This is a genomic window from Streptomyces phaeofaciens, assembly GCF_014648915.1.
GTDB lineage: Bacteria > Actinomycetota > Actinomycetes > Streptomycetales > Streptomycetaceae > Streptomyces > Streptomyces phaeofaciens.
Window position 1 is genome coordinate 163085 of the sequence record NZ_BMSA01000012.1, and the last position, 25033, is coordinate 188117.

Annotated in this window: 25 protein-coding genes and 1 tRNA gene; 16 read left to right on the forward strand and 10 right to left on the reverse strand. The window is 71.7% G+C overall.

Going from position 1 to position 25033, the window contains the following annotated elements:
- Positions 1-2: 2 nt before the first annotated feature.
- The 3 genes from IE275_RS21305 to IE275_RS21315 form a co-directional block, all read right to left on the reverse strand.
- Positions 3-833: a triphosphoribosyl-dephospho-CoA synthase gene (locus IE275_RS21305; protein WP_189712929.1), complete on the reverse strand. Its 831-nt coding sequence runs from the start codon at positions 831-833 to the stop codon at positions 3-5.
- A 35-nt stretch (positions 834-868) separates the two neighbouring features.
- Positions 869-1819, reverse strand: coding sequence for an intradiol ring-cleavage dioxygenase (locus tag IE275_RS21310; protein ID WP_189712930.1), 951 nt, complete (start codon positions 1817-1819; stop codon positions 869-871).
- A 160-nt stretch (positions 1820-1979) separates the two neighbouring features.
- Positions 1980-2429 carry an ATP-binding protein gene (locus IE275_RS21315; RefSeq protein ID WP_189712931.1) on the reverse strand — a complete coding sequence of 150 codons (450 nt, stop codon included), beginning with the start codon at positions 2427-2429 and terminating at the stop codon, positions 1980-1982.
- A 264-nt stretch (positions 2430-2693) separates the two neighbouring features.
- On the opposite strand from IE275_RS21315, the gene IE275_RS21320 reads away from it, so the two are divergent.
- The 10 genes from IE275_RS21320 (at position 2694) to IE275_RS21365 (ending at position 13448) form a co-directional block, all read left to right on the forward strand.
- On the forward strand, positions 2694-3563 hold the full coding sequence (locus tag IE275_RS21320; RefSeq protein WP_189712932.1) for a hypothetical protein: 870 nt from the start codon (positions 2694-2696) through the stop codon (positions 3561-3563).
- A gap of 179 nt (positions 3564-3742) precedes the next feature.
- Positions 3743-4489, forward strand: coding sequence for a YcnI family copper-binding membrane protein (locus IE275_RS21325; protein WP_189712933.1), 747 nt, complete (start codon positions 3743-3745; stop codon positions 4487-4489).
- A 138-nt stretch (positions 4490-4627) separates the two neighbouring features.
- Positions 4628-5281 carry an SCO family protein gene (locus IE275_RS21330; protein WP_189712934.1) on the forward strand — a complete coding sequence of 218 codons (654 nt, stop codon included), beginning with the start codon at positions 4628-4630 and terminating at the stop codon, positions 5279-5281.
- Between the two features lie 14 nt (positions 5282-5295).
- The gene (locus tag IE275_RS21335) at positions 5296-5769 is read left to right on the forward strand and encodes a copper chaperone PCu(A)C (protein WP_189712935.1); all 474 of its coding nucleotides are present in this window, start codon (positions 5296-5298) and stop codon (positions 5767-5769) included.
- A 13-nt stretch (positions 5770-5782) separates the two neighbouring features.
- Complete coding sequence (locus IE275_RS21340; RefSeq protein WP_189712936.1) at positions 5783-7804, forward strand: copper resistance CopC/CopD family protein; 2022 nt, start codon at positions 5783-5785, stop codon at positions 7802-7804.
- Between the two features lie 8 nt (positions 7805-7812).
- The gene (gene efeB / locus IE275_RS21345) at positions 7813-9096 is read left to right on the forward strand and encodes an iron uptake transporter deferrochelatase/peroxidase subunit (RefSeq protein WP_189712937.1); all 1284 of its coding nucleotides are present in this window, start codon (positions 7813-7815) and stop codon (positions 9094-9096) included.
- 265 nt (positions 9097-9361) lie between these two features.
- A complete protein-coding gene (pheA, locus tag IE275_RS21350; RefSeq protein WP_189712938.1) occupies positions 9362-10294 on the forward strand; it encodes a prephenate dehydratase in 933 nt (310 codons plus the stop codon).
- A 595-nt stretch (positions 10295-10889) separates the two neighbouring features.
- Positions 10890-12167, forward strand: a complete 1278-nt coding sequence (gene serS, locus IE275_RS21355) for a serine--tRNA ligase (RefSeq protein ID WP_189712939.1) — start codon at positions 10890-10892, stop codon at positions 12165-12167.
- On the forward strand, positions 12164-12982 hold the full coding sequence (locus IE275_RS21360; protein ID WP_189712940.1) for an HAD family hydrolase: 819 nt from the start codon (positions 12164-12166) through the stop codon (positions 12980-12982). The genes serS and IE275_RS21360 overlap by 4 nt, the downstream gene beginning before the upstream one ends.
- Positions 12983-13028: 46 nt before the next feature.
- Positions 13029-13448 (forward strand): hypothetical protein, encoded by a 420-nt coding sequence (locus IE275_RS21365; protein ID WP_189712941.1) that lies wholly within the window; start codon positions 13029-13031, stop codon positions 13446-13448.
- 9 nt (positions 13449-13457) lie between these two features.
- Here IE275_RS21365 and IE275_RS21370 read toward each other — a convergent pair.
- The 6 genes from IE275_RS21370 to IE275_RS21395 all read right to left on the reverse strand — a co-directional run bounded on the left by IE275_RS21370 (position 13458) and on the right by IE275_RS21395 (position 17752).
- Positions 13458-13544, reverse strand: a tRNA-Ser gene (locus tag IE275_RS21370).
- Between the two features lie 318 nt (positions 13545-13862).
- The gene (locus tag IE275_RS21375) at positions 13863-14105 is read right to left on the reverse strand and encodes an SGM_3592 family protein (protein ID WP_189712942.1); all 243 of its coding nucleotides are present in this window, start codon (positions 14103-14105) and stop codon (positions 13863-13865) included.
- A 132-nt stretch (positions 14106-14237) separates the two neighbouring features.
- Positions 14238-14957 (reverse strand): ABC transporter permease subunit, encoded by a 720-nt coding sequence (locus tag IE275_RS21380; RefSeq protein ID WP_189712943.1) that lies wholly within the window; start codon positions 14955-14957, stop codon positions 14238-14240.
- Between the two features lie 11 nt (positions 14958-14968).
- Positions 14969-15880, reverse strand: coding sequence for an ABC transporter ATP-binding protein (locus tag IE275_RS21385; RefSeq protein WP_189712944.1), 912 nt, complete (start codon positions 15878-15880; stop codon positions 14969-14971).
- Positions 15877-16794 carry an ABC transporter permease gene (locus IE275_RS21390; protein WP_189712945.1) on the reverse strand — a complete coding sequence of 306 codons (918 nt, stop codon included), beginning with the start codon at positions 16792-16794 and terminating at the stop codon, positions 15877-15879. Before IE275_RS21390 ends, IE275_RS21385 begins: the two co-directional genes overlap by 4 nt.
- Positions 16784-17752, reverse strand: a complete 969-nt coding sequence (locus IE275_RS21395) for an ABC transporter ATP-binding protein (protein ID WP_189713014.1) — start codon at positions 17750-17752, stop codon at positions 16784-16786. Before IE275_RS21395 ends, IE275_RS21390 begins: the two co-directional genes overlap by 11 nt.
- Positions 17753-18046: 294 nt before the next feature.
- On the opposite strand from IE275_RS21395, the gene IE275_RS21400 reads away from it, so the two are divergent.
- The 6 genes from IE275_RS21400 (at position 18047) to IE275_RS21425 (ending at position 23807) form a co-directional block, all read left to right on the forward strand.
- Positions 18047-18901, forward strand: a complete 855-nt coding sequence (locus IE275_RS21400; RefSeq protein WP_189712946.1) for a M24 family metallopeptidase — start codon at positions 18047-18049, stop codon at positions 18899-18901.
- 2 nt (positions 18902-18903) lie between these two features.
- A complete protein-coding gene (locus tag IE275_RS21405) occupies positions 18904-20655 on the forward strand; it encodes an SDR family oxidoreductase (RefSeq protein ID WP_189713015.1) in 1752 nt (583 codons plus the stop codon).
- A 214-nt stretch (positions 20656-20869) separates the two neighbouring features.
- Positions 20870-21418, forward strand: a complete 549-nt coding sequence (locus tag IE275_RS21410) for an RNA 2'-phosphotransferase (protein WP_189713016.1) — start codon at positions 20870-20872, stop codon at positions 21416-21418.
- An 18-nt stretch (positions 21419-21436) separates the two neighbouring features.
- A complete protein-coding gene (locus tag IE275_RS21415; protein ID WP_229870419.1) occupies positions 21437-21880 on the forward strand; it encodes a hypothetical protein in 444 nt (147 codons plus the stop codon).
- Between the two features lie 42 nt (positions 21881-21922).
- Positions 21923-22825 carry an LLM class flavin-dependent oxidoreductase gene (locus IE275_RS21420; protein ID WP_189712948.1) on the forward strand — a complete coding sequence of 301 codons (903 nt, stop codon included), beginning with the start codon at positions 21923-21925 and terminating at the stop codon, positions 22823-22825.
- Positions 22826-22919: 94 nt separating this feature from the next.
- The gene (locus tag IE275_RS21425) at positions 22920-23807 is read left to right on the forward strand and encodes a Cof-type HAD-IIB family hydrolase (RefSeq protein ID WP_189712949.1); all 888 of its coding nucleotides are present in this window, start codon (positions 22920-22922) and stop codon (positions 23805-23807) included.
- A 115-nt stretch (positions 23808-23922) separates the two neighbouring features.
- Here the strand turns inward: IE275_RS21425 and IE275_RS21430 are convergent, their stop codons facing one another.
- The gene (locus tag IE275_RS21430) at positions 23923-24996 is read right to left on the reverse strand and encodes a M23 family metallopeptidase (RefSeq protein WP_189712950.1); all 1074 of its coding nucleotides are present in this window, start codon (positions 24994-24996) and stop codon (positions 23923-23925) included.
- Positions 24997-25033 lie beyond the last annotated feature (37 nt).

Here is a 25033-nt window from a genome sequence, read left to right on the forward strand (position 1 = left end):
GCTCAGGCGGCGCGGGCGGGCGCCGGCGGCAGGGAGTCCACGAAGAGCGCCCCCGCCAGCAGCCCCGCGCTGCCGCGCGGGCTCCACGCGCGCGCGTGCAGGTCGGCGTCGAGGGCGTCCAGCGCGGCGGCGCCCGCCCGCGTCGCGGCGCCGCCCGCGTCCAGGACGCCCCGGGCGCCCGACTGGACGTGGCGCAGGCCCAGGGGGCCCGCGGTGTGCAGCAGTTCGGTGTCCTGGAGCGTGGACATCACGGTGAGCAGGGCGTCCAGCCGCGCCTCGGCCTCGCCCGCGCCGGCGGAGCGGGCCTTGGCGAGGGCGTCCAGCGCCCGCCGTACGTGCGGGAACCCGGCGCGGGCCTCGCCGCGGGCGCCGGCCGCGCCGTACTTCGCGGACACCGTCGAGCCCCGTGACGGGCGGCGCGGGGCGCCGCGGTCCGGGTGGGCGGCGATCCGCTTGGCGGTCGCGGCGACCTCGGCGCCCCGCGCGCGGGGGTCGAGGGCGGCGGCCGCGACCAGCAGGCCCAGCGTCCACAGCGCGCCCCGGTGCCCGCCTCCGGCCAGGCCCACCGAGTGCTCGGTGCACCGCCCGATCGCGCCCAGCTCGGCGCGGAGCCGGGGCGAGGGCTCGCCGGTGCGGCGGGCGGCGGCGGCCATCGCCGCGAGGCCGGGCGTGAGCGCCTTCGCCGACCAGCGCATCCCGCAGTGGTCCCGGCGGGTGACACGGGCGGCCAGGTCACGGGGGTCGGGCAGGCCCGGCTTGGGAGCCAGGGCGAGCTGACCGGTCAGCGCGGCCACCGCGGCCCGCGCGAGCACGTCGTCCTCACGGCCCGTCATGGCCGTGCCTCCTCACGGCTGCTCATGGCCGTGCCTCAGGAGGACGCCGTCGCGGTGGGCGCGTCGCTCGGCGGCGTGCCCGTCGGAGCGTCGCTCGGGGGAGTGCCGCCCGCGCCGCCACCACCGCCGCTGCCCGCGCCGGTGCTCTCGGCGTCCGGGTCGATGCCCAGGGTGAGGAAGCCCTTGTAGCCCTTGGAGGGGTCGGCCTTCTTGACCGGCTTGAGGGTCAGCAGGCCGCTGGAGGCGCCGCCGCCGTCGTAGACCATGTCGTTGTCGAGGGTGGTGTAGCTGCCGGAGTGCTTGGAGTAGGGCTCCAGGGTGAAGATCTCCTGGGCGACGGTGTCGTCGAAGAAGAACTGGCCGGTGTAGTTGACCTTGCCGCCCTCGTAGCTGCCGTCCTCCTTCTCGCCGCCGGTGTGCACCTTGACGTGGATGTGGCAGGTGCGGGGCGTGTACCAGCCGGGGAAGATCGTCTCGAACTTGACGACTCCGTTGGCGTTGGCGATCTGGTAGCCGCGCAGGTAGGTGCTGTCGTCGGCGGTGGAGCCGTCCTCGCTCTCGGCCGGGGCCGAGCCGCCGGGGTTGGCGGTGGTGTAGCCGGAGTAGTAGCCCCAGGCGTCGCAGTGCCAGATCTCGACGGCGGCGCCCTTGACCGGGGTGCAGCCGTCGGTGGCGTCGACGACGGTGAGGCGCAGGGTCAGCGGGACGCCGCTCTTGCCCTCGGTGATGTCCTTGCGCACCAAGGCACCGTCGAGGTAATAGGGCCCTTCCGTGACGCTCGTCATCAGCGTCATGCACTCACCGGCGGTCGAGGTGGCCGACGCCGTCGCCTCGGACTCCGTCGCGGTCGCCCCGGTCTCCGTCGTGGTGTCGGCGAACGCCGCCTGGTAGCCGACGACGGCGAGCCCGCCGGCCGCGACCGTGCCCCCGGTCACCACGAGGGCGCGGCGCCGGGTGATGGAGGTGTCTTTGTGGTTTCCCGTCATGACCAGGAAGTTAGGAACGCCGGCCGTCAGGGTCCTGGGGGGAGGCTGAGAGGAACCTGTGAGTGCTGAGAAAGCTGAAACCCCGGCGCGGTCCTGCCCGCTGAGCGGCCGTCACACGGCCGGCACCCGGCCCCGCCGCCGCGATGTGCCGTCCGGGCCGTCACACGGCCATCAGCGGGGCGTCCTTGCGCCACTTGAGGATCTTGTCGAAGCTCACCACGGCCCCGTCGCGCCCCGGCTTGTTGGCGATGTGGACGTGGTCGGCGAGTTCCTGGATGAGGTGGAGCCCGCGGCCCTCCTCCGCGTGGACGGGAGCGACGGAGCGGCTGGGGCGCTCGCCGTGGAAGCCCGGGCCCGAGTCGGCGACCTCGATCCGGCACTTCTCGCCGTCGAGGTAGGCGGTGACCCGGTACGCCTCGGACCCGCCGCCGTGCCCGAAGTCCCCACCGTGCTCGACGGCGTTGGCACAGGCCTCGCTGAGGGCGACGGAAAGGTCGTAACTGACGTCGGGATCGACGCCCGCCGTCTCCATGGTGCCGAGGAGCAGACGGCGGGCGAGCGGAACACTCGCGGCTTCACGCCGCAGATGGAGTGACCACCAGATGCTCATGCTCCAGCCTCCTGGCTGCGGCTCGACATACCGATACGTATTGCCGCTGAGGCACCTGTGTAAGCGCGAATTCCGCGTGATGCCGCCCATATGGGGGATGCGCGGAAGCCCGGAATCGGTGTATGTGGGGCGCAGGGGGTATCAGTCGTACCAGTCGTCCCAGAAGTGGATCATAGGATGATCCTCCCTGTCCGGGGCAGGTGTACGGAATCTTGCCGACCTGCCGTAGGGCGGTGGTCGGGCCAGTGCGATGATGAGCCCGCCATGACTGCCCCCCACGCGCGCGCGGCGCGCCTCCGAGACGAGCGCCCCCGTGGCGTGCGTTCCGGAGTCGGCCCCCGGCTGCTGCGGGCCGCGGTGTTCGCCGCCGTCTGTGTCGTCCTGGCCGCCGCCGGGCACACCATGGCCGCCTGCACCGCCGTTCCGCTGTGGACGCTCGGCGCGGGGTTCCTCGGCGCGCTCGCGGTGGTGGTGCCGCTCGCCGGGCGCGAGCGCTCCCTGCCGTGCGTCGCCGCACTGCTCGCCGTCGGACAGGGCGTGCTGCACACCCTGTTCGGGCTCGGGCAGCACGGTACGGCGGCCGCCGCGTCCACGGCCACGGCCGTCACGGACTCCGAACTGGTCGCCCGGGCGGCCCGGCTGGTCTGCGGGGCCACGGCGGCGGCGATCAGCCCCGCGCAGGCCCAGAAGATCCTGGTCGAGGCCCGGCTCTACCCGAGCGACGCCGGCACGGGCGCGATGAGCGGCATGGACTCCATGCACCATCCGGCCGACAGCCTGGCCACGGCCGGCGGCTCGACGATGTCGCTGCTGCCGTCGCTGCCCATGCTGCTCGGCCATGTCCTCGCGGGCCTCGCCGCCGGCTGGCTGCTGCGGCGCGGTGACGCGGCCCTGCGGCGGCTGATCCAGCTGTCGGCGCACGGAGTGGCCGAGGGCGCGTCCGTACGGTCCCTGCGCGGGGCGCTCGCGCTGGTGCGCGCGCTGCTCGCGGGACTGCCCACCGCGCCCACGACGGGCCCGCACACCCCGCGCACGGCGCTGCCCGCGCCGGCCGAACCGCGGACCACCGCACTCCAGCACACGGTGATCAGGCGCGGCCCCCCGGCCGCCGGGGTTCTCACCCTCGCCGCCTGACGCGACACGACCGGCACTCCACCACACGGGGAGCGCGGGCCGCTGTCATGCGGCACGCGCGCGTGCGCGTCTCTCCGCGCACGTCTCTCACCGTTTCTCAGCGGTCTCACCGTTTCTCAGCGGTCTCACCGTTTCTCAGCGGTCTCACCGTTCTCACTCGGAGTGGAGTGCTCACTGTCATGAAGGCCTCTCGTTTCGCCGCCGCCGCCGTCGTCGCCGGTTCCGCCGTGCTCGTCCTGTCCGGACCCGCGTTCGCGCACGTCTCCGTGCAGCCCGAGGGCACCGCCGCCAAGGGCGGTTACGCGGTCGTCGACTTCAAGGTCCCCAACGAGCGCGACAACGCCTCGACCACCAAGCTCGAAGTGACCTTCCCGACCGACCACCCGCTGGCCTCCGCCATGCCGGAGCCGATCGACGGCTGGAAGATCCAGGTCACCAAGGCCACCCTCGCCAAGCCCATCGAGCTGCACGGCAAGCAGATCTCCGAGGCCGTCTCCAAGATCACCTGGACCGCCACCGGCAAGGGCGTCGAGCCCGGCTTCTTCCAGAAGTTCCCGGTGTCCGTCGGCACGCTCCCGGAGGACACCGACGAGCTGGTCTTCAAGGCGATCCAGACGTACTCCAACAAGGAGGTCGTGCGCTGGATCGAGGTGCAGGAGGACGGCGCGGAGGAGCCGGAGAACCCGGCGCCCGTGCTGGCCCTGTCCGCCGCCTCCGAGGACGGCCACCACGGCGCGAGCGCCGACGAAGCCTCCGACGAGTCCGCCGACGACGCCGAGGCGGCCGCCACGACGACCGAGGCCGCCGACACCGACAGCAGCGACACCACCGCCCGGGTTCTCGGCGTGGTCGGCATCGTCGTCGGCGCCGCGGGTGTGGCGTACGGCGTACTGGCCGGGCGCCGACGGGCGACGACCGACGCCTGAGGCTGACGCCCGGGGCGGCGCCGGCATCGGCACCGGCACCGCCCGGTGCCCGCTCGTCCACGGTGCGCGCCGGGGGCGTACAGACCGTCCGTACACCCCCGGCGCCCGCCGGAGTTCATACATCTGGGACATTTCTCTATGCGCAAGAAGACGTTCGCCGCGGCCGCACTGCTCGCCGCCGCCACCCTCACCCTCTCTGCCTGCGGCAGCGGCAGCGGGGACAGCGACGGCAGCCCCGTCGCCGTGGTCTCCGAGGAGTCCTCGCAGTCGCACGTGACCGTGCTGGACCAGCCGTTCACCAAGCCCGACCTGGTGCTCACGGACACCACGGGCAAGAGCTACGACCTCCGCGAGGCGACCAAGGGCCGCCCCACCCTGATCTACTTCGGCTACACCAACTGCCCCGACGTCTGCCCGCTGACGATGAACAACATCGCCGTCGCCAAGAAGCAGCTGTCGAAGGCGGACCAGGACGCGCTGCGGATCGTGTTCGTCACCACCGACCCCGACCGTGACACCCCGGCCGCGCTCGGCAAGTGGCTCAAGGGCATCGACCCCGAGGTGGTCGGCCTGACCGGCGAGTTCGACACCATCCAGGCCGCCGCACGGTCCGTCGGCATCACCATCGAGGCACCGCACAAGGAGAACGGCAAGATGGTGTCCACCCACGGCACCCAGGTCATCGCCTTCTCCCCGAAGACCGACGGCGGCTATCTGCTCTACAACGACGAAGCCACGGTCGACGAGTACACCAAGGACCTCCCCAAGATCATCAAGGGGCAGAATCCGTGAGGTCCGTACGGCTCATGAGGTCCGTGAAATCCGTGCGGCGTCTCGCCGCCCCCACCGCGGCCGTCACCGCGGCGGCGCTGCTCCTGACGGGCTGCGGATCGGACTCGGACACCGCCGCGGCGCTGTCCGTCCGCTCCGCCTACATCCCGCAGCCGGTCTCCGACACCATGGCCGCCGGCTTCCTCACCATCGTCAACCAGGGCGGCGCGAAGGACGAGCTGACCTCCGTCACCAGCACCGCCGCGGGCAGCGTCACCCTCCACGAGACCGTCGGTTCCTCGATGGAGGAGGTCGGCTCCCTCGACGTCCCCGCGCACGGTCAACTCGTGTTCAAGAGCGGTGGAAACCATCTGATGTTCGAGAAGCTGAAGCGCAAGCCCGTGCGGGGAGAGAAGGTCACCGTCGAACTGCACTTCGCCTCGTCCGGCCCCCTGACGGTCGAGATCCCGGTGGAGTCCGCCGTGTACAACCCCAAGACCGGCCACTGAGGGAGGGACCACCGTGAGGCAGAGCATCGCCCCCCGCGTCCGGATGTTCGTGCTGCTGTTGCTGGCGGTCGCCGGCGCGCTCCTGGCCGGCGCCGGACCGGCCTCCGCGCACGCCGCGCTGACCGGCAGCGACCCCGCGCAGGGGGTGGTGGTCGACAAGGCTCCCACGCAGGTGACGCTGACCTTCTCCGAGACCGTCTCCCTGAACGACGACTCGCTGCGGGTCCTCGACCCCAAGGGCGCCCAGGTCGACGAAGGCAGCCCGTCCCATGTCAGCGGCGCCTCGTACGCGGTCCAGCTGCACTCGGGACTGCCCGACGGCACCTACACCGTGACCTACCAGGTGGTGTCCGCCGACAGCCATCCGGTCGCCGGCGCCTACACCTTCTCCATCGGCGCCCCCTCCGAGACCACCGTCTCGGTGTCCGACCGGGAGGCCGGCGGCGGAGTCGTCGGCTGGCTGTACGGCTTCGGGCGGTACGTCTCGTACGCCGGCTTCATCGTGCTGACCGGCGGGGCCGCCTTCGTGCTGGCCTGCTGGCAGCGCGGGAGCGGGGTGCGGGCGGTCCAGCGGCTGGTCGTCTCCGGCTGGGTCGCGATCACCGCGGCCACCCTCTTCCTGCTGCTTCTGCGCGGCTCCTACACGAGCTCCGGGAAGGTCGGAGACGTCTTCGACCTGGAGCTGCTCGGCCAGGTCCTCCAGACCAAGACGGGCGCCGCACTGGTCTCCCGGCTGATGCTGCTCGCCGCCGCCGCGCTGTTCATCGCCGTGCTCTTCGGCGCGTTCGCGCGCCCGTCTCCCACCACCACCCAGAACGACGGCACTTCGCGCCGCCTGCCCGATTCAAGGGAGGCCGAGGAGAAGCGGGACCTGACCTTCGGGCTCGCCATCGGCGGGACCGTGGTCGCCGCCGGGCTCGCCGCCAGCTGGGCCATGGCCGAGCACGCCTCCACGGGGATCCAGCCCGGCATCGCGATGCCGGTCGACGTGCTCCATCTGCTGGCCGTCGCCGTCTGGCTGGGCGGGCTCACCGCGCTGCTCGTCGCCCTGTACCGGGCGCCCGCGGACCAACCCGTCGAGGCCGCCGCCGTGCACCGCTTCTCGCAGGTCGCCTTCGGCAGCGTGGTCGTCCTGGTCGGGACGGGCATCTACCAGTCCTGGCGCCAGCTCGGCTCCTGGTCCGCCTTCACCGACACGGGCTACGGGCAGCTCCTCCTCGTCAAGATCGGTCTGGTCGCCCTGCTCGTCGGCATCGCGTGGATCTCCCGCCGCTGGACCTCGCACCTGGCGGACACGACGGTGAAGGCGGCGGCACGGTCCGCCGCGCCCGCGAAGGAGCACGTCACGGCCTCCGCCGGGGCCGGTGAGGGCGGCGCCGAGGCGGCTACCGCGGACACCGGGCAGGGCACGCAGCGGGGTGGGAAGCAGGGGGCGAAGCAGGACGACACCCAGCGCGCCACCCAGCTCGCCCGGCAGCGGGCCGCCGTCGCCTCCGCGCGGCAGAAGCGGCTGCGGGACGGCGACCCGAACCGCTTCGGGCTGCGCCGCTCGGTGCTCGCCGAGGCGGGTGTCGCCGTCGTCCTCCTCGCCGTCACCACCGCGCTGACCTCGACCGAGCCGGGCCGTACCGAGCAGGACGCGGCCAAGGCCGCGGCGTCGTCGGCCTCTTCCTCGTCCGCGGACTCCGCCTCCGGGGCCCTGACGCTGGACATGACCTTCGACACCGGTGGCGCCGACGGCAAGGGCGTGGTCAGTGTCGACCTCGACCCCGCGCGGACCGGCGCCAACGAGATGCACGTCTATGTGACCCGGCCCAACGGCCGTGCCTTCGACGTCCCCGAGGTGAAGGTCGCCTTCACCCTCGAAGCGAAGGACATCGGGCCGCTGCCCGTCGTCCCCGACCACATCACCACCGGCCACTGGTCGGCGAACGGCGTACAGATCCCGCTGGCCGGCGAATGGAAGATCGCCGTGACCGTGCGGACCTCCGACGTCGACCAGGTGACCGTCTCCAAGAACGCGCAGATCGGCTGAACCGCACCATGCCCGACCAGTCCCTTCCCGAGGCCCGTACGCCCGAGGCCGCCGCCACGCGGCCGCCCGCCCCCGAGGGGCTCACCCGGCGCAGGCTGCTCGGCACCGCCGGTGCCACCGGGCTCGTCCTCGGCGCGGCCGGCGCGGCAGCCGGCTATGCGGCCGCGCCCGCACAGGCGACCCCGCTGTCCTCGATCGGGGCCGGGGAGGTGATGTTCCACGTGAAACATCAGCCCGGCATCACCCAGGGTCTCCAGGCACGCGGCCATCTCGTCGCCTTCGACCTCGCGGCCGGCGCGGGCCGCAAGGAGGCGGCGGCGCTGCTGCGCCGCTGGTCGGAGACGGCCCGCCGGCTGATGGCGGGCGAGGCGGCCCCGCACGACGACACGGACATCGCCCGGGACGCCGGCCCGTCCTCGCTGACGATCACCTTCGGCTTCGGCAACAGCTTCTTCGCCCGTACCGGGCTGGAGAAGGAACGCCCGGTCGCCCTGGACCCCCTGCCCGACTTCTCCTCCGACCACCTCGACAAGGCCCGCAGCAACGGCGACCTCTGGGTGCAGATCGGTGCCGACGACGCGCTGGTCGCCTTCCACGCCCTGCGCGCGATCCAGAAGGACGCGGGCAGCGCGGCGAAGGTCCGCTGGCAGATGAACGGCTTCAACCGCACGCCGGGCGCCACCGCACACCCCATGACGGCCCGCAATCTGATGGGCCAGATGGACGGCACCCGCAACCCCAAGCCGGCCGAGGCCGACTTCGACCGGCGCATCTTCGTGCCGGCGTCCGGCACGAAGGACCCCGCCTGGATGGCGAACGGCTCCTACGCCGTCGTCCGCCGGATCCGGATGCTCCTCGACGACTGGGAGAAGCTGTCGCTCACGGCGCAGGAGCGGGTCGTCGGGCGTCGGAAGGCCGACGGGGCGCCCCTGTCCGGGGGCGACGAGACCACCGAGATGGACCTGGAGAAGACGGACGCCGCCGGCGATCTGGTCGTCCCCCTCAACGCGCACGCCCGGATCACCCGCCCCGACCAGAACGGCGGCGCGGCCATGCTGCGGCGGCCGTTCTCCTATCACGACGGCATCGACGCGGACGGGACCCCGGACGCGGGCCTGCTGTTCGTGTGCTGGCAGGCGGACCCGCTGCGCGGCTTCGTCACCGTCCAGCGCAAGCTGGACCGCGGCGACGCCCTCTCGAAGTACATCCGCCACGAGACGAGCGGCCTCTTCGCGGTGCCGGGCGGCGCGGCGCGGGGGGAGTACGTGGGGCAGGCCCTGCTGGAGGGGTGAGACGATCCCCTTTTCCGCGGTCGGTTTTCCGCGGGCCGGGGTTCGGCGGTCGGGTTTTCTGCGGGCCGGGGTTCGGCGGGCCGGTTCTCCGCGGTCCGGGGTTCGGCGGTCCGGTTTTCCGCGGGCAGGGGATCGGCGGTCCGGTTTTCCGCGGGCCGGGGATCGGCGGATCGCCGCCGGTCCGGGGGTTACGCGGATTCATTCCTGAGAGGGGCTCTCGTGAGACACGCGGGTCCCGGTTCGCAAGGGCCATTAGGGTGAGGTCATGCCAGCGAGCTATGCGTATCTCGGCCCCGAGGGCACCTTCACGGAGGTCGCCCTGCGCACGCTTCCGGAGACCGCCACCCGGCAGCTGATCCCGTACGTCTCCGTGCAGTCGGCCCTGGACGCCGTGCGCACGGGCGAGGCCGAGGCCGCGTTCGTGCCGATCGAGAACTCCGTCGAGGGCGGGATCACCACCACCCTGGACGAGCTGGTCGCGGGCGCCCCGCTGATGATCTACCGCGAGGTGCTGCTGTCGATCACCTTCGCGCTGCTCGTCCGGCCCGGCACCGCGCTCTCGGACATCAAGACCGTCTCCGCGCATCCGGCCGCCCAGCCGCAGGTGCGCAACTGGCTGAAGGCGAACCTCCCGGACGCCGTCTGGGAGTCCGCCGCCTCGAACGCCGACGCCGCCCGGCTGGTCCAGGAGGGCCGCTACGACGCCGCCTTCGCCGGCGAGTTCGCGGCCGCCCGGTACGGCCTCACGGCCCTGGAGACGGGGATCCACGACGCCGAGAACGCCCAGACCCGGTTCGTCCTGGTGGGCCGGCCGGCCCGGCCCGCGGCGCCGACCGGCGCGGACAAGACGTCCGTCGTGCTCTGGCAGCGCGACGACCACCCCGGCGGGCTGCGTGATCTGCTGGGCGAGTTCGCCACCCGCGGCATCAACCTGATGCTGCTCCAGTCCCGGCCGACCGGCACCGGCATCGGCAACTACTGCTTCTGCATCGACGCCGAGGGCCATATCTCCGACCGCCGGGTCGCGGACGCACTGAGGGGACTGAAGCGGATCTGCCGCGATGTCCGGTTCCTCGGCTCGTACCCGCGTGCGGACGCGACCACGGCGGACGTCCCCGCTCCGCTTCCGGGTACCTCGGACGCGGAGTTCACGGCGGCGGCCGACTGGGTCGCGCGCTGCCAGGACGGCCGGTTCTAGACCGCTCCCCGACCGGTCCGGACCGCTCACACGGGCGTCCCGGGCCGGACTCCGGCCGGTCCTACCTGCATATCTTCGTTATCCACAGAAGTTATCCACAGGGCGGCTTCTCGACCTGGGGACAAGTCGACAACGAACCACCACTCAGTCGACAAATCGGCCTAGGACCCCTCAAGGCGACTCGCCACCCACACGTCACCCTTCGTCCACCTGTTTCCTTCGATCAATCCTTTAGGGCGACCCTTTTGCACCCGAAAGTGGGTGCGGGAGGCGTTTGAGCAAGGAATTCAACACCCCGGGGACACCCCCCGGAATGATCAATTCCAATGTCCACAGACGATTCGCACACCCTGTGGATAACTCTTCCCGGGCGTGGTTCCCTGTGGACAACTCCGCCGCCAAGTCCCGGTCTCCACAAGGAAATCCGGTCAACCCGGCACCCGACGCCTCGCTCGTCCCAGGGAGTGAGACGCGTTTTATTGACACGCTCGGCAATTCCCCTCCAACAGAACGTAAGCGGCGAATCGGAACGTACGGCGCGCGGTTCGGAATAGTGGGTCGTGAGCCGCAACCCCGCACCGGTAGCCTTGACCGCGTGATTGACCTTCGCCTGCTCCGTGAGGACCCCGACCGTGTGCGCGCGTCCCAGCGCGCCCGTGGAGAGGACGTCGCGCTCGTCGACGCTCTCCTGTCTGCCGACGAGCGGCGCAGGTCGTCCGGCGTCCGCTTCGACGAGCTGCGCGCCGAGCAGAAGTCGCTCGGCAAGCTGATCCCCAAGGCCTCCCCCGAGGAGCGGGCCGAGCTCCTCGGCCGGGCCGAGCAGCTCAAGACCGAAGTCAAGGCGGCCGACGCCGAGAGCGACGCGGCCGACGCCGAGACCCAGGAGCTGCTGCTCCGGCTCGGCAACCTCGTCCACCCGGGCGTACCCGTGGGCGGCGAGGAGGACTTCGTCACCCTCGAGACGCACGGCACGATCCGTGACTTCGGCGCCGAGGGCTTCGAGCCCAAGGACCACCTGGAGCTCGGCCAGCTGCTCGGCGCGATCGACGTCGAGCGCGGCGCGAAGGTCTCCGGCTCCCGCTTCTACTTCCTGACCGGTGTCGGCGCCCTGCTGGAGCTGGCCCTGGTCAACGCGGCGATCGGGCAGGCCACGGCCGCCGGCTTCACGCCGATGCTGACCCCGGCGCTGGTCCGCCCGCAGTCGATGGCCGGCACCGGCTTCCTCGGCCAGGCCGCGCAGGACGTCTACCACCTCGACAAGGACGACCTGTACCTGGTCGGCACCTCCGAGGTCCCGCTCGCCGCGTACCACATGGACGAGATCATCGACGCCGAGCGCCTGCCGCTGCGCTACGCCGGCTTCTCCCCGTGCTTCCGCCGCGAGGCCGGCTCGCACGGCAAGGACACCAAGGGCATCTTCCGTGTCCACCAGTTCGACAAGGTGGAGATGTTCTCGTACGTCTCGCCCGAGGACTCCGAGGCCGAGCACCAGCGCCTGCTGGCGTGGGAGAAGCAGTGGCTGACCTCGCTGGAGCTGCCGTTCCGCGTGATCGACGTCGCCACCGGTGACCTCGGCTCCTCGGCCGCGCGCAAGTTCGACTGCGAGGCCTGGATCCCGACCCAGGGCAAGTACCGCGAGCTGACCTCGACCTCGGACTGCACCGAGTTCCAGTCCCGCCGGCTGTCGATCCGGGTCCGCGAGGGCAAGCAGGTCCGCCCCCTGGCCACGCTCAACGGCACGCTCTGCGCCGTCCCGCGCACCATCGTCGCCATCCTGGAGAACCACCAGCGGGCCGACGGTTCGGTGTACGTGCCCGAGGTGCTGCGCCCGTACCTCGGCGGCCGAGAGGTCCTGGAGCCGGTCGCCAAGTGAGCACCGCCTCTCCCGCCGCGGGGTTCCCGTACAAGCTGATCGCGACCGACCTCGACGGGACGCTTCTGCGTTCCGACGAGTCGGTCTCGCAGCGCACCCGTGACGCGCTCGCCGCGGCCACCGCGGCGGGCGCCGCGCACATCGTCGTCACCGGCCGCGCGGTCCCCTGGACCCGGCACATCCTCGACGATCTCGGCTACCAGGGTCTCGCCGTCTGCGGCCAGGGCGCCCAGGTGTACGACTCCGGAGAGCACCGCCTGCTGACGTCGGTGACCCTGGACCGCCAGCTGGCCGGCGTGGCCCTCGCCAAGATCGAGGCGGAGGTCGGCCCGCTGTACCTGGCGGCGAGCCGGGACGGTCTGGACGGCGAGGTGCTGGTGGGTCCGGGTTACGCGGTCACCGGCAAGCTCCCGGCGACGCCCTTCACGGACGCGTCCGACCTCTGGACCGCCCCGCTGAACAAGATCTACATACAGCATCCGGAACTCTCGGACGACGAGCTGGCCGAGGCCTCCCGCCGTGCCGCGGGCGGCTTCGTCACGGTCGCGATGGCGGGCGAGGGCATCGTGGAGCTGCTTCCGCTGGGCCTCTCCAAGGCCACGGGCCTCTCCCTGGCCGCCCGCCGCCTGGGCATCAAGGCCGCCGACACGATCGCCTTCGGCGACATGCCCAACGACATCCCGATGTTCGCCTGGGCGTCGCACGGTGTGGCCATGGCCAACGGTCATGAGGAACTGAAGGCCGTGGCGGACGAGGTGACGTCCTCCAACGAGGAGGACGGCATCGCGGTGGTGGTGGAGCGGTTGCTCGCCTGAGGGTGCCCGCACCCCGGCCGAGGGGTCGCTGTTAGATTCGTCAGCCATGCGATCACGCGAGTACGACCTCGACTTCCGCGACCGCGCCGGCCGGACCCGCGCCTGGGGCATCGGCCTGCTGTCCCTGGCCACGCTGCTGTGGGCCTGGTGCGCCGTCCTGCTCCTGACGCCGTACGAGGCCGACCGGAACGACGACGCCTACCCGGTCGAGTGCGAGTCCCGGCTGCTGACGGATCGCGGCACGGCCAACGAAGGCGTGCGCAGCGGCGACTACTGCGCGGACGAACGCGACTGGCCGGAGGCGCTGGCCGTCCTGGGCCTCTCCGTGCCGGTCTCGGTCGTCGGCGTGGCTCTCTTCACGACGGGGACCCTCTCCCGCCGGATGAGCGCCCACGCGGAGGCGATGCGGGAGTTGGACCGGATCGCCGACGCGAAGGAGGCCAGGGACGCGGCCGCGTCCCGCTGACATGTCGTGCGGAGGATGCACGGATCGAACGTGCGCGGGGTGTGACCCCCGACCGCGGTTTAGCAAACCGGTGCCTTGCCACTCGGCCAATCCTCCGGGTGGGCGGCCCACGCGAGAGCGACATCGCGTGCTCGAAGCGGCCGCCCCGGGCAGCTCCCCGTGCGCACGGGTCCACGGAGGGGTAACTACTCCGGAACCCGCCGCGGGCTGCCCTGTCGGGAGCTGGACGTACTGCCGTGCATGGACATCGCCCCGCTCCTCTCCCCGTATGTGGCGCCGGCACGATCCGTGCGGCGTCGGTGACATCAACCACTCTGCCCGGGGGACGAGTTGGGCGCCACCGAATAAAACGGCCGTGCGAACGGTGACCGCCCGGCACCTGAACCGGCCCCCGGAGCCGAGGCCCGCGGTCGGCTAGCGGCGCCGCCATCTGCGGCGGCGGGACTTGCTGAAGAACCATCCGGCGGGCGGCTCGTCGGAGCGCCAGGGCTGCGGCTCGGGCTCCTGCGCGCGCCAGCGGGCGGCGAGCATCCGGGCCCGGGCGGACGGCTCGGCCGTCTCGGCGGCCCGGACGAAGCTCTCGTCCAGGACCAGGTCGTCCCAGGTCTCGCCCTCGGAGGGTCCGCGACCGCCGCTGACCGAAGTGTCGTCCGCCATCCCCGTCCTCCTCGCCCGCTCCGCTCCGCCCAGTGTGGCGAAGGGGAGGTGAAGCCACCGTCAAGGACTACGGCGGCCCCGGCCTCCCGGCGCCCGCAACCTCCGGGCGCCCGCCCGCTCCTGCGCCTCGGCCTACTCCTCGCCCGCGAGCGTCAGCGCCCGCAGCTTCTGCCCGGCGTACCAGGTGGCCAGGACGGTCACCGCGACCAGGAACACCGTGGCCGTCGTCAGTCCGACGTCCGAGGTGACCAGGTCCCCGCCGGAGACCTTGTGGGCGACGGCCAGCGACCACTGCTGGACGCTGAGCGTGCGCGCCCCCGGCACCAGGGAGCCGAACAGGGCTTCCCAGACCAGGGCGTAGACCAGCCCGAAGACCACCGCGTGCCGGGAGACCGTGCCCAGCAGCAGGAAGAGCGCCGCGTAGGCGATCGAGGACACCAGTGCGGCGACGGTGTAGGCCACCGCGATCTGCTGGCCGTTGCCGTTGAGGATGAACCCGGCGATGAGGGTCGGCAGGGCCGAGAAGACCATCGTGACCGCTACCGCCACGATCAGCTTGGTGAAGATGATCGTCGGCCGCTTCACCGGCTTGGACAGCAGGTAGACCACGGAGCCGTCGTCGATCTCGGGGCCGATCGCGCCGGTGCCGGCGATGACACCGATGATCGGCACCATCGTGGCGAGCGCGAGCCCGCCCAGCAGGTCGGCGGCGGTCTGGTCGTCGGCGCCGGCCAGGGCGCGCACGACCAGGGAGATCGCGATCAGCAGCAGGGGCAGGGCGCCCAGGATGAGGGCCCGGCGGCGGCCGAGCAGGGCTCGGTAGGTGAGCCGGGCGACTGTGGGGTCGTACATCTTTCGGCCTCCTACGCCGCGACGAGATACGAGAAGACGGACTCGAGGGACTCGTCGGACGGCGAGACCGTGAGCAGCCGGATGCCGTGGTCCTTGGCCACGCGGGGCAGCAGGGCCGTGAAGCGGCCGAAGTCGACGGCCTGGACGCGCAGCGCGCCCTCCGCGAGGTCGACCTCGATGCCGGCGGTCGACGGGTCGGCGATCAGGGCGGCCGCGAGGGCGCGGTCGTCGCTGGAGCGCACCAGATAGCGGTGCGGACGGTCGGTCATCAGACGGCGGATCTTGCGGAAGTCGCCGCTGGCCGCGTGCCGTCCGGCGACGACGACCTCGATGTGCCAGGCGAGCTGCTCGACCTCTTCGAGGATGTGGGAGGAGAAGAGCACGGTACGGCCCTCGTCGCCCATGCGTCGCAGCAGGTCCATGAGCTGCATGCGCTGGCGCGGGTCCATGCCGTTGAAGGGCTCGTCGAGCAGGAGCAGCGACGGCTCGTGGACCAGGGCGCTGGCCATCTTCACCCGCTGGCGCATGCCCTTGGAGTAGGTGGAGATCTTGCGGTCCTGCGCGTATTCCATCTCGACCGTGGCGAGGGCGCGCTGGGCCGCCTTGGCGCCCAGGCCGTGCAGCTCGGCGTTGGCGACGACGAACTCGCGTCCGGTGAGGAAGTCGTACATCGCCTCGCGTTCCGGGACGATGCCGATGTGCTTGTAGATCGCCTCGTTGCGCCAGACCTGCACGCCGTCGAGGGTGACCGTGCCGGTGGAGGGGGCCAGGAAGCCGCCCATCATGTTGATGAGGGTGGACTTTCCGGCGCCGTTGGGGCCGAGCAGGCCGGTGACACCGGGGCCGATGGTCATGGTGATGTCGTTGACGGCGACCACGTTGCCGAACCAGCGGGAGACATGGTCGATGGAGAGCGTGGTCACATGCCCACCTTCCGGTAGCGGCGCATCAGGAGGCCGTAGCTGGCGGCGATCAGGCCGAGAACGACGAGGACGTAGACGACGCCCTCCCCGTTGGACGGGCCGATGCCGCCCGGGAAGGCCGAGGTGGCGCCGAGGAACGCGGACTGCACGCCGTCGATGAGGGTGACCGGCGAGAACAGGCCGATCCACGGGATCGCGCCGGTGCTGTTCTGCGCGTCGGCGATGGCCTGGAGCGTGGAGACCGCGCCGTAGGAGATGGTCATCACGGCGATGACGGCGGCGATGCCGAAGCCGCGGCGCGGGGTCACCGAGGCGATGACCAGGCCGATGCCGGCGAAGAGCAGTGAGAGCAGTGCCACGGAGACGAGTCCCTGTGCGAATCCCTTGGTCTGGTCGGCGAAGTCCAGCTTCGCCAGCAGCGCGCCCACGTAGAGGACGAGCAGGGGGGCGGCGGTGAGGACGAACAGCGCCGAGGCCAGTGCCGCGTACTTCGCGCGGACGTAGTCCGCGGTCTCGATGGGCCGGGAGAAGTACAGCGGGACGGTCTTGAAGCGCAGGTCGCGCGAGACGGACTGGGGTGCCTGCGAGGCGACGTACAGGCTGATGACGGCCTGCATGACGATCGCGTAGCGCGTGTAGTCCAGGGGGAGTTCGTTGGCCTTCGTGGCGACGGCGACGGCGACCATGATGGCCGCGGGCACGCACATCACCACGAACAGCAGCATGGGCAGGACCTTGGACTTCACCGAACGGCCGAGGCCGTAGGAGCCGCGCAGGGACTGGGAGTAGAGGGACCGGCGGGCGTAGGCGCGGCCCAGGCGGGGGCCGTCGTAGCTGCGGTAGCCGATGTTGTGGATCCGGGTCTGGTCACCCGGCGGGGCGGCTGCTGCTCGCATGGGCTGCTCAACTGCCATGGCCGACGGCCTCCTTCCTGGTCGCGTCGCTGTCCTTGAAGACTTCGGAGATGTGATGTCTGCGCTGTTCCATGCGGACCAGGCCGAGGCCGAGGTCGGCGACCACGTCCCGTACGACGTCGTAGGTCTCCTCGCCCTGTGCGGTGAGCAGCAGGATGTGGCCGGCGCCGGGCAGGCCGGTGGTGGCGGCGTCGAGGAACTCCACACCGCGCGCCTGGAGGGCTTCGCGGACCGCGCGGGTGCCGTCCGGGTGGCTGTCGGTGTCGGTGACCTCGATCGCGAGGGTGGCCGTGGTCTGGGTGAAGTCGGTGGTGGAGCTGGAGCGCAGGAGCTTGCCGCCGTCGACGACGACGACGTGGTCGCAGGTGCGTTCCAGTTCGCCCAGGAGGTGGGAGGTGACCAGGACCGAGATGCCGAAGTCGGTGTGGATGCGGCGGATCAGGCCGAGCATCTCGTCGCGGCCGACCGGGTCGAGGCCGTTGGTCGGCTCGTCGAGGAAGACCAGCTGCGGGTCGTGCACCAGGGCCTGGGCGAGCTTGACGCGCTGCTTCATGCCGGTGGAGTAGCCGCCGATGGGGCGGTAGCGCTCCTCGTACAGTCCGACATGGCGCAGGGTGTCCGCGGTGCGCTCGCGGGCGGCGGTGGGCGGCAGGCCGGACATGCGGGCCATGTGCACGACGAACTCGGTGGCCGAGACGTCGGGCGGCAGGCAGTCGTGCTCCGGCATGTATCCCACGCGCTCGCGGATGGCGGCGCCCTTGGTCGCGACGTCGAGGCCGAGCACCTCGGCGCGGCCCTCGCTCGCGGGGGACAGACCCAGCAGGATCTTGATCAGTGTGGACTTGCCGGCTCCGTTGGCGCCGACGAGTCCGGTCACACCGGGTCCGACGTCCACGGAGAGCCGGTCAAGAGCGGTCACCCGGGGGAACCGCTTGCTCAGGCTTTCGGTCGCGATCACAGTCACGGAATCGAATGTAGTGACGCACGCCACGGAAATCGTCAGACCTCAGAGCTGTCCTCGCCTCAGACCTCAGATGTACGGGCCCGTAGGGGACCCCCTGCCTGAGAGTTACGGGTGTGATCCACCCGCGCTCCACCCGCGCGCCGCCCCCGGGGCGGGAACCGCGCGCGCCTCGGTTCCCGAGGGGCGCCGTCCACCCTATTGACGCTTTCTCTAACAAGTGCCAGATTCGGGCGGGGTCAAGTTACGGACACGTACCGCAGTCGGCGCGGATCGCTGGGACGAGGTGGCATGACGACGGCAGTGACACGCGAACTCTCCGCGGACCTGCGGGGATTCAGGCGGGTGCAGCGCCTCGCCTACGAGTGCGCCGAGGCCGTGGCGGCCCGGCTGGAACCCGGGGTGACGGAGCGCGAGGCGGCGCGGATGCAGCGGGAGTGGCTGCGTGAGCGGGGCGTGCGCGACTGGTTCCACCTGCCGTTCGCCTGGTTCGGGGACCGCACGGCGTTCACGGACTTCCGGATTCCGCTCCAGTTCTTCCCCACCGACCGCCGGCTGGAGCCCGGGATGCCGTACATCCTGGACATGGCCCCCGTACTGGGGGGCTGTACGGCGGACATCGGCTACTCGGGCGCGCTCGGCGCCCACCCGGTGCAGGAGCGGCTGAAGGCCGACCTGGAGGCGCACCGGGAACTGATTCTGCGCGAGGTGCGCGAGCGGCGGCCGCTGCGCGAGATCTACGCCGACGTCGACCGCCTCATGGTCCGCCAGGGCTACGCCAACCGGCACCGCGCGTACCCCTTCGGCGTGATCGCCCACAAGGTGGACCGGGTCCGGGAACGGCGCTTCTCGCCCCGGCTGTTCGGGTTCGGCACACAGGCGCTGAAGGGACTGGCCTCGGACGCCCTGCACGGCCATCGCGAGGGCTGGTCGCCCCTGTGGTCGCCGTACCGTTTCTCCGACCATCCGCCGCGGCCGGGTCTGTGGGCGGTCGAGCCGCATCTCGGATTCCGGGGCACGGGCGCGAAGTTCGAGGAGATCCTGGTGGTCACCGACTCCTCGGATCCCGGGGAGAGCGCGTTCTGGCTGGACGACGACCTGCCGCACGTGCGGCGCTGGGCGGAAGGGAAGGCGGAGGCGGAGTGACGATGCTGGAGGGCGCGCGCGAGCGCCGGGTACGGACCGGCGGGATCGAGCTGTGCGTGGCCGAGCTGGGGGATCCCGGGCGGCCGACGGTCGTGCTGGTGCACGGCTATCCGGACAGCAAGGAGGTGTGGTCCGAGGTCGCGGCACGGCTGGCCGGCCGCTTCCACGTGGTGCTGTACGACGTCCGGGGCCACGGCGGCTCGACCGCGCCGAAGCCGCTGCGGGGCGGGTTCACCCTGGAGAAGCTGACGGACGACTTCCTCGCGGTCGTGGACGCGGTCAGCCCGGACCGTCCGGTGCACCTGGTGGGGCACGACTGGGGCTCGGTGCAGTCCTGGGAGTTCGTGACCGTGGCGCGCACCGAGGGTCGGATCGCGTCCTTCACCTCGATGTCCGGCCCGTCCCTCGACCACTTCGGGCACTGGATCGACCGGCGGCTGAAGCGCCCCACCCCGCGCCGGATCGGCCAGCTCCTCGGGCAGGGCGCCAAGTCCTGGTACGTCTACCTGCTGCATACGCCCACCGTGCCCGAACTCGCCTGGCGCGGCCCCCTCGGCAAGCGCTGGCCCGGCATCCTGCGCCGCCTGGAGAACGTTCCCGGCGACGCCTACCCGACGCCGTCGCTGCCGTCGGACGCCGCGCACGGCGCCTGGCTGTACCGGGACAACGTCCGCGCCCGGCTGGGCCGTCCGCGCCCCGACGCGCACGCGCACGTGCCCGTGCAGCTCGTCACTCCGCTGGGTGACGCGTTCCTCTCGGAGCGCCTGTACGACGAACTGGAGGAGTGGGTGCCGCGGTTGACCCGGCGCACCCTTCCGGCGAAGCACTGGGTACCGCGGACGCGCCCGGACCAGCTCTCCTCCTGGATCACGGAGTTCGTCACCTCGGTCGAGGGCGGGCAGCCGGAGCAGCGGGCCACGGGCCGCCACGCGGACCGTTTCGGCGGCCAGTTGGTGCTGGTCACCGGGGCCGGCAGCGGTATCGGACGGGCGACCGCGTTCGCGTTCGCGGAGGCCGGGGCACGGGTGATCGCCGTCGACCGGGACGCGGAGAGCGCGGCGCGCACCGCCGAGATGTCCCGGCTGATCGGGGCGCCCGAGGCATGGGCGGAGACCGTGGACGTCTCCGACGAACAGGAGATGGAGAAGCTCGCGGACAAGGTCCACGCCGAACACGGGGTGTTGGACGTACTGGTGAACAACGCCGGTATTGGGCTGGCGGGTTCGTTCTTCGACACGACGTCCGACGACTGGCGCCGGGTGCTGGACGTCAACCTGTGGGGTGTCATCCACGGCTGCCGTCTCTTCGGGCGGCGGATGGCCGAGCGCGGACAGGGCGGGCACATCGTCAACACCGCCTCGGCCGCGGCCTATCAGCCGTCGCGCGCTCTGCCCGCCTACAGCACGTCCAAGGCGGCGGTGCTGATGCTGAGCGAGTGCCTGCGCGCCGAACTGTCCGGTCAGGGCATCGGCGTTACGGCGATCTGTCCGGGACTCGTCAACACCAACATCACGTCCACGGCGGCCTTCGTGGGCGTGGACGCGGAGGAGGAGAAGCGCCGGCAGAACCGCTCCGCGCGTCTGTACGGCCTGCGCAACTACCCGCCGGAGAAGGTCGCGGACGCGATTCTGCGCGCCGTGGTCCGTGACGAGGCGGTCGTCGCGGTGACGCCGGAGGCGCGGGGCGCCCGTGTGCTGTCCCGTTTCGCGCCGGGGGTGTTGAGGGCGATCGCGCGGATGAAGCCGCCTGTGTAGGAGACTTGACGTGCGCCGCCCGAAGTCACGCCGCCGCAGATGACGTTGGCGAAACCTCCTGAATCTGCGGCTCGTTGTCCACAGAACCTCCAACAGGCCTGTGGATAACTTCAGTTGGTTGTGGATCAAACCTCCGGTCCAAAACAATATGCGTGATCCACGTCTCTCCCGTCATGCTGAGGGCATGAACGAGAACGAGACGAACGGAAGAGAGATGGACGAGAGACGCACCGTCAAGGTGTCGAAGTACCTCTCGAAGCACCTGCGCCACCAGCCGGAGCGCCTCGGGCTCACCCTCGACGCGGCGGGCTGGGTCGAGATCGACGACCTCATGGCGGCCTGTGCCGCGCACGGCTTCCCCTTCACCCGGGCCGAGCTGGACCATGTCGTCGCCGCCAACGACAAGAAGCGCTTCGCGATCGACGGCACCCGGATCCGCGCCAGCCAGGGCCACAGCGTCGAGGTGGAGCTCGGCCTGCCCCCGGCGACCCCGCCGGCGTACCTCTACCACGGGACCGTCGCGCGCGCCCTGGACGCGATCCGCGCCGAGGGGCTACGGCCCATGAACCGGCACGACGTGCACCTCTCGCCGGACCGTGAGACGGCGACCCGCGTCGGCGCCCGCCGGGGCCGCCCCGTGGTGCTCTCCGTGGACGCCGGGGCCATGCACCGCGACGGCCATGTCTTCCAGGTGAGCGCGAACGGGGTGTGGCTGACGAAGGCCGTGCCGCCGCGGTATCTGCGGTTTCCCGAGAAGCACTGACCCTGCATGATCAGTGGTATGGACCACTTTCCCACCACTGAGGCCGCCGTCACGGCCCTGCGCGCCCTCGCCGACACCTACGCGCGCGAGATCGAGGTCACCCATGACATCGGCGCCGACCGGACGTCCCGCCGCACCGCCGCGGGCGTCGGCGTCACCACCGACCCGGACGGCTCGCTGCCCCACGAGGCCTACGTCGAACTCGGCGGCCGCCCGAGCGTGAGCGTGCGGCTCTACCCGGACGACGACGCCCTGATCACCGTCGACGGCGTGGACTGCCCCGACATCGCCCGCGACGACGTGCCCGCGTTCCTCCGCTCCCTCTACGAGGGGCACGCCTGGGTCAAGGCCCGCCGCTTCCCGCCCAGCCACCACCTGATGGTGCCGCTGCCGGGCGACCGCGTGCACAAGGAGTTCATCGGCGTCCTCCTCAGCCCGTGGCTCGCCAAGCACACACGGTGACCGTTTCACGTGAAACACACCTGTCGGCCTACGCTCGATGACATGAGTCTGCGCCTGAGCACCGTGATCCTCCCCTACCTCCGCTGGAACGAAGGCGGCCGTTCGGCCTGGACACGTGCCGAACAGCTCGGCTTCCACACCGCGTACACGTACGACCATCTGTCCTGGCGCACGTTCCGCGACGGCCCCTGGTTCGGCGCGATCCCGACGCTGACCGCCGCCGCGTCCGTCACCGAACAGCTGCGTCTGGGCACGCTGGTGACCTCGCCCAACTTCCGGCACCCGGTGACCCTCGCCAAGGAACTGATCTCCCTGGACGACATCTCCGGCGGCCGCGTCACCCTCGGCATCGGAGCGGGCGGCACCGGCTTCGACGCCACGGCCCTGGGCCAGGACCCGTGGACCCCGCGTGAGCGGGCCGACCGGTTCGCCGAGTTCGTGCCGCTGCTCGACCGGCTGCTCACCGAGGACTCCGTGTCGTACGAGGGCGACCACTACTCGGCGCACGAGGCCCGGAACATCCCCGGCTGTGTCCAGCGCCCCCGGCTGCCCTTCGCCGTCGCCGCCACCGGCCCGCGCGGACTGCAGCTCGCGGCCCGTCACGGCCAGGCCTGGGTGACCACCGGCGACCCCAAGCTGTACGAGAACGGCACCCCGGAGCAGTCGGTTCAGGCCATTCGCGGCCAGGTCGAGAAGCTCACCGACGCCTGCGCCGCCCAGGGGCGGAACGCGAACGAGCTGGACCGGGTCCTGCTCACCGGGTTCACCCCGGACCGCGGCCGCCCGTTGGAGTCCGTGGGCGCGTTCGTCGACTTCGCGGGCCGGCACAAGGAGCTGGGCTTCACGGAGCTGGTGATCCACTGGCCCATCCCGGACTCCGACTTCGCCGCCGACGAGAAGGTCTTCGAGCAGATCGCCATGGAGGCTCCGTCCCAGCTGCGCTGACTCCGCCGCGGATCGGCCGCCGGCCCCGGCGGCCGGTCCGCTGTACCGCCCCTGTGTCTCATGTGTGCGGGCTCTCGCCCGACCGTGCGGGCATATGCGCGAGAATGGCCCGGTGACCTCAGCGACTCGACAGCCCGAGACCCCGGCCGCCGCTCTCCCGCCCCGCTTGATCGCCACCGATCTCGACGGCACTCTGCTGCGCGACGACAAGTCCGTCTCACCCCGCACGGTCGCCGCCCTCGCCGCCGCCGAGGAGGCGGGCATCGAGGTCTTCTTCGTCACCGGCCGCCCGGCCCGCTGGATGGACGTGGTCAGCGACCACGTCCACGGGCACGGACTGGCGATCTGCGGCAACGGCGCCGCCGTGGTCGACCTCCACGGCGGCCCCGGCACCCACCGGTTCGTCAAGGTGCGCGAACTGGAGCGGGAGAACGCGCTGGACGCCGTACGGCTGCTGCGTGACGCGGCGCCGGGGACCATGTACGCCGTCGAGCAGACCTACGGCTTCTACCAGGAGCCGGAGTACCCCAAGATGCACATGGAGATCCCCGACTCCCTCGCGCCGGCCGAGGAACTGCTGGCGCCGGACGCCCCCGGGGCCGGTGAACCGGTGCTGAAGATCCTCGCCTTCCACCCCACGATCGACCCCGACGCCTTTCTCACCCTGGCCCGGCTGGCCATCGGCGACCGGGCCAACGTCACCCGCTCCAGCCCCAGCGCCCTGCTGGAGATCAGCGGTCCCGATGTCTCCAAGGCCAGCACGCTCGCCCTGTGCTGCGCCGAGCGGGGCATCTCGCACGAGCAGGTCGTCGCCTTCGGGGACATGCCCAACGACGTCGAGATGCTGACCTGGGCGGGCCGGTCGTACGCGATGGGCAACGCCCATCCGGACGTCATCGCGGCGGCCTCCGGCCGAACGGTCGCCAACAACGAGGACGGCGTGGCCGTCGTCATCGAGCAGCTGCTCACCGAGCACGCTTAGAGGACGTCGCGAGCCCTCGAAGATCGGGCAGACGCCCCCTGGAACCGGTGGGACGGATCGGGTCGCAGCGCGGTGACGGCGCCGGAGCACAGACCCTGGCCGCCCCGGCCCTCGGCTAGCCAAGGGTCACGCCGCGTTGGGCCAGCCACTTCACCGGGTCCACCGCCGAGCCCGCCTCCGGGGTGACCCGCGCCTCGAAGTGCAGATGCGGGCCGGTGGAGTTGCCCGAGGTGCCGGACTGGCCGATCCACTGCCCCGGGGTCACGCTGTCGCCCTGGTCGACGGCGACGGCCGCGAGATGGGCGTACTGCGTGTAGTAGCCGTCGTCGTGCCGGAGCACGATCCCGATGCCGAACGAACCGCCGCACGACACCCGCACCACCCGCCCCGCGCCGACCGCCCGCACGGGCGTCCCGATCGGCACCGCGAAGTCCTGCCCGGTGTGCCGGTTCGCCCAGCGCGTCCCATCCCTGCCGAAGCCCGCGGAGAGGGTGTACGTCTCGACCGGTGCGACCCAGGCCTGCGAGGAGTCCCGCTCCGGCTGGTCGAGCCGCACGGCACCGCGGCATGCGCCCGCCGCGACCGAGGCGTCCGCCCGGCCCTGCAACTCCCACCGCGCCTGTTCGAGCTTGTCCTCGATGTCCTTCTTCACGCCGGCAAGCTCGGTGCGGCGCCGCTCCACCGCCTTCCAGGCCGCCTTGGCCCTGCCCTCGGCCGCGGCCAGCCGCGCCGCGGCCCGCCGGCTCGTGCCGATCGCGTGGTCGAGGGCGACATTCGCCCGGGAGAAGGCGTGCTGGCCGCGCATCAGCTCGTCCGGGCCGTCCGCCAGAAGGATCTGCGCGGCCAACGGCACACCGCCCCCGTCGCGGTACTGGGCACGGGCGATCCGGCCCAGGTCGTCGCGGAGCCCGGCCAGCTCCCGCCGCTCCCGGCCGAGCAACTCCTCCTGCTTCCGGGCCCGCCCCTGCGCGGCCTGCGCGGCACGCCGCCCCGCCTCGTACCGCCGAGTGGCCACGGCCGCGTCCTCGTACAACCGCGCCACCCGCGTGCTGAGCCCCGCGTCGGCCGCCGGACCATCGCCGTACTCGCCGCCGTACTCGCCGTCGGCGGCCGTCGACCGGGCCGCCAGCACGGCGGCCGCACACAGCATGACCAGAACGAGCTTGGGGTGACGGCGAAGTGAGCGCATGTCAGCGATCGTGACCCGGCCACCCGGCCCCGGTCCT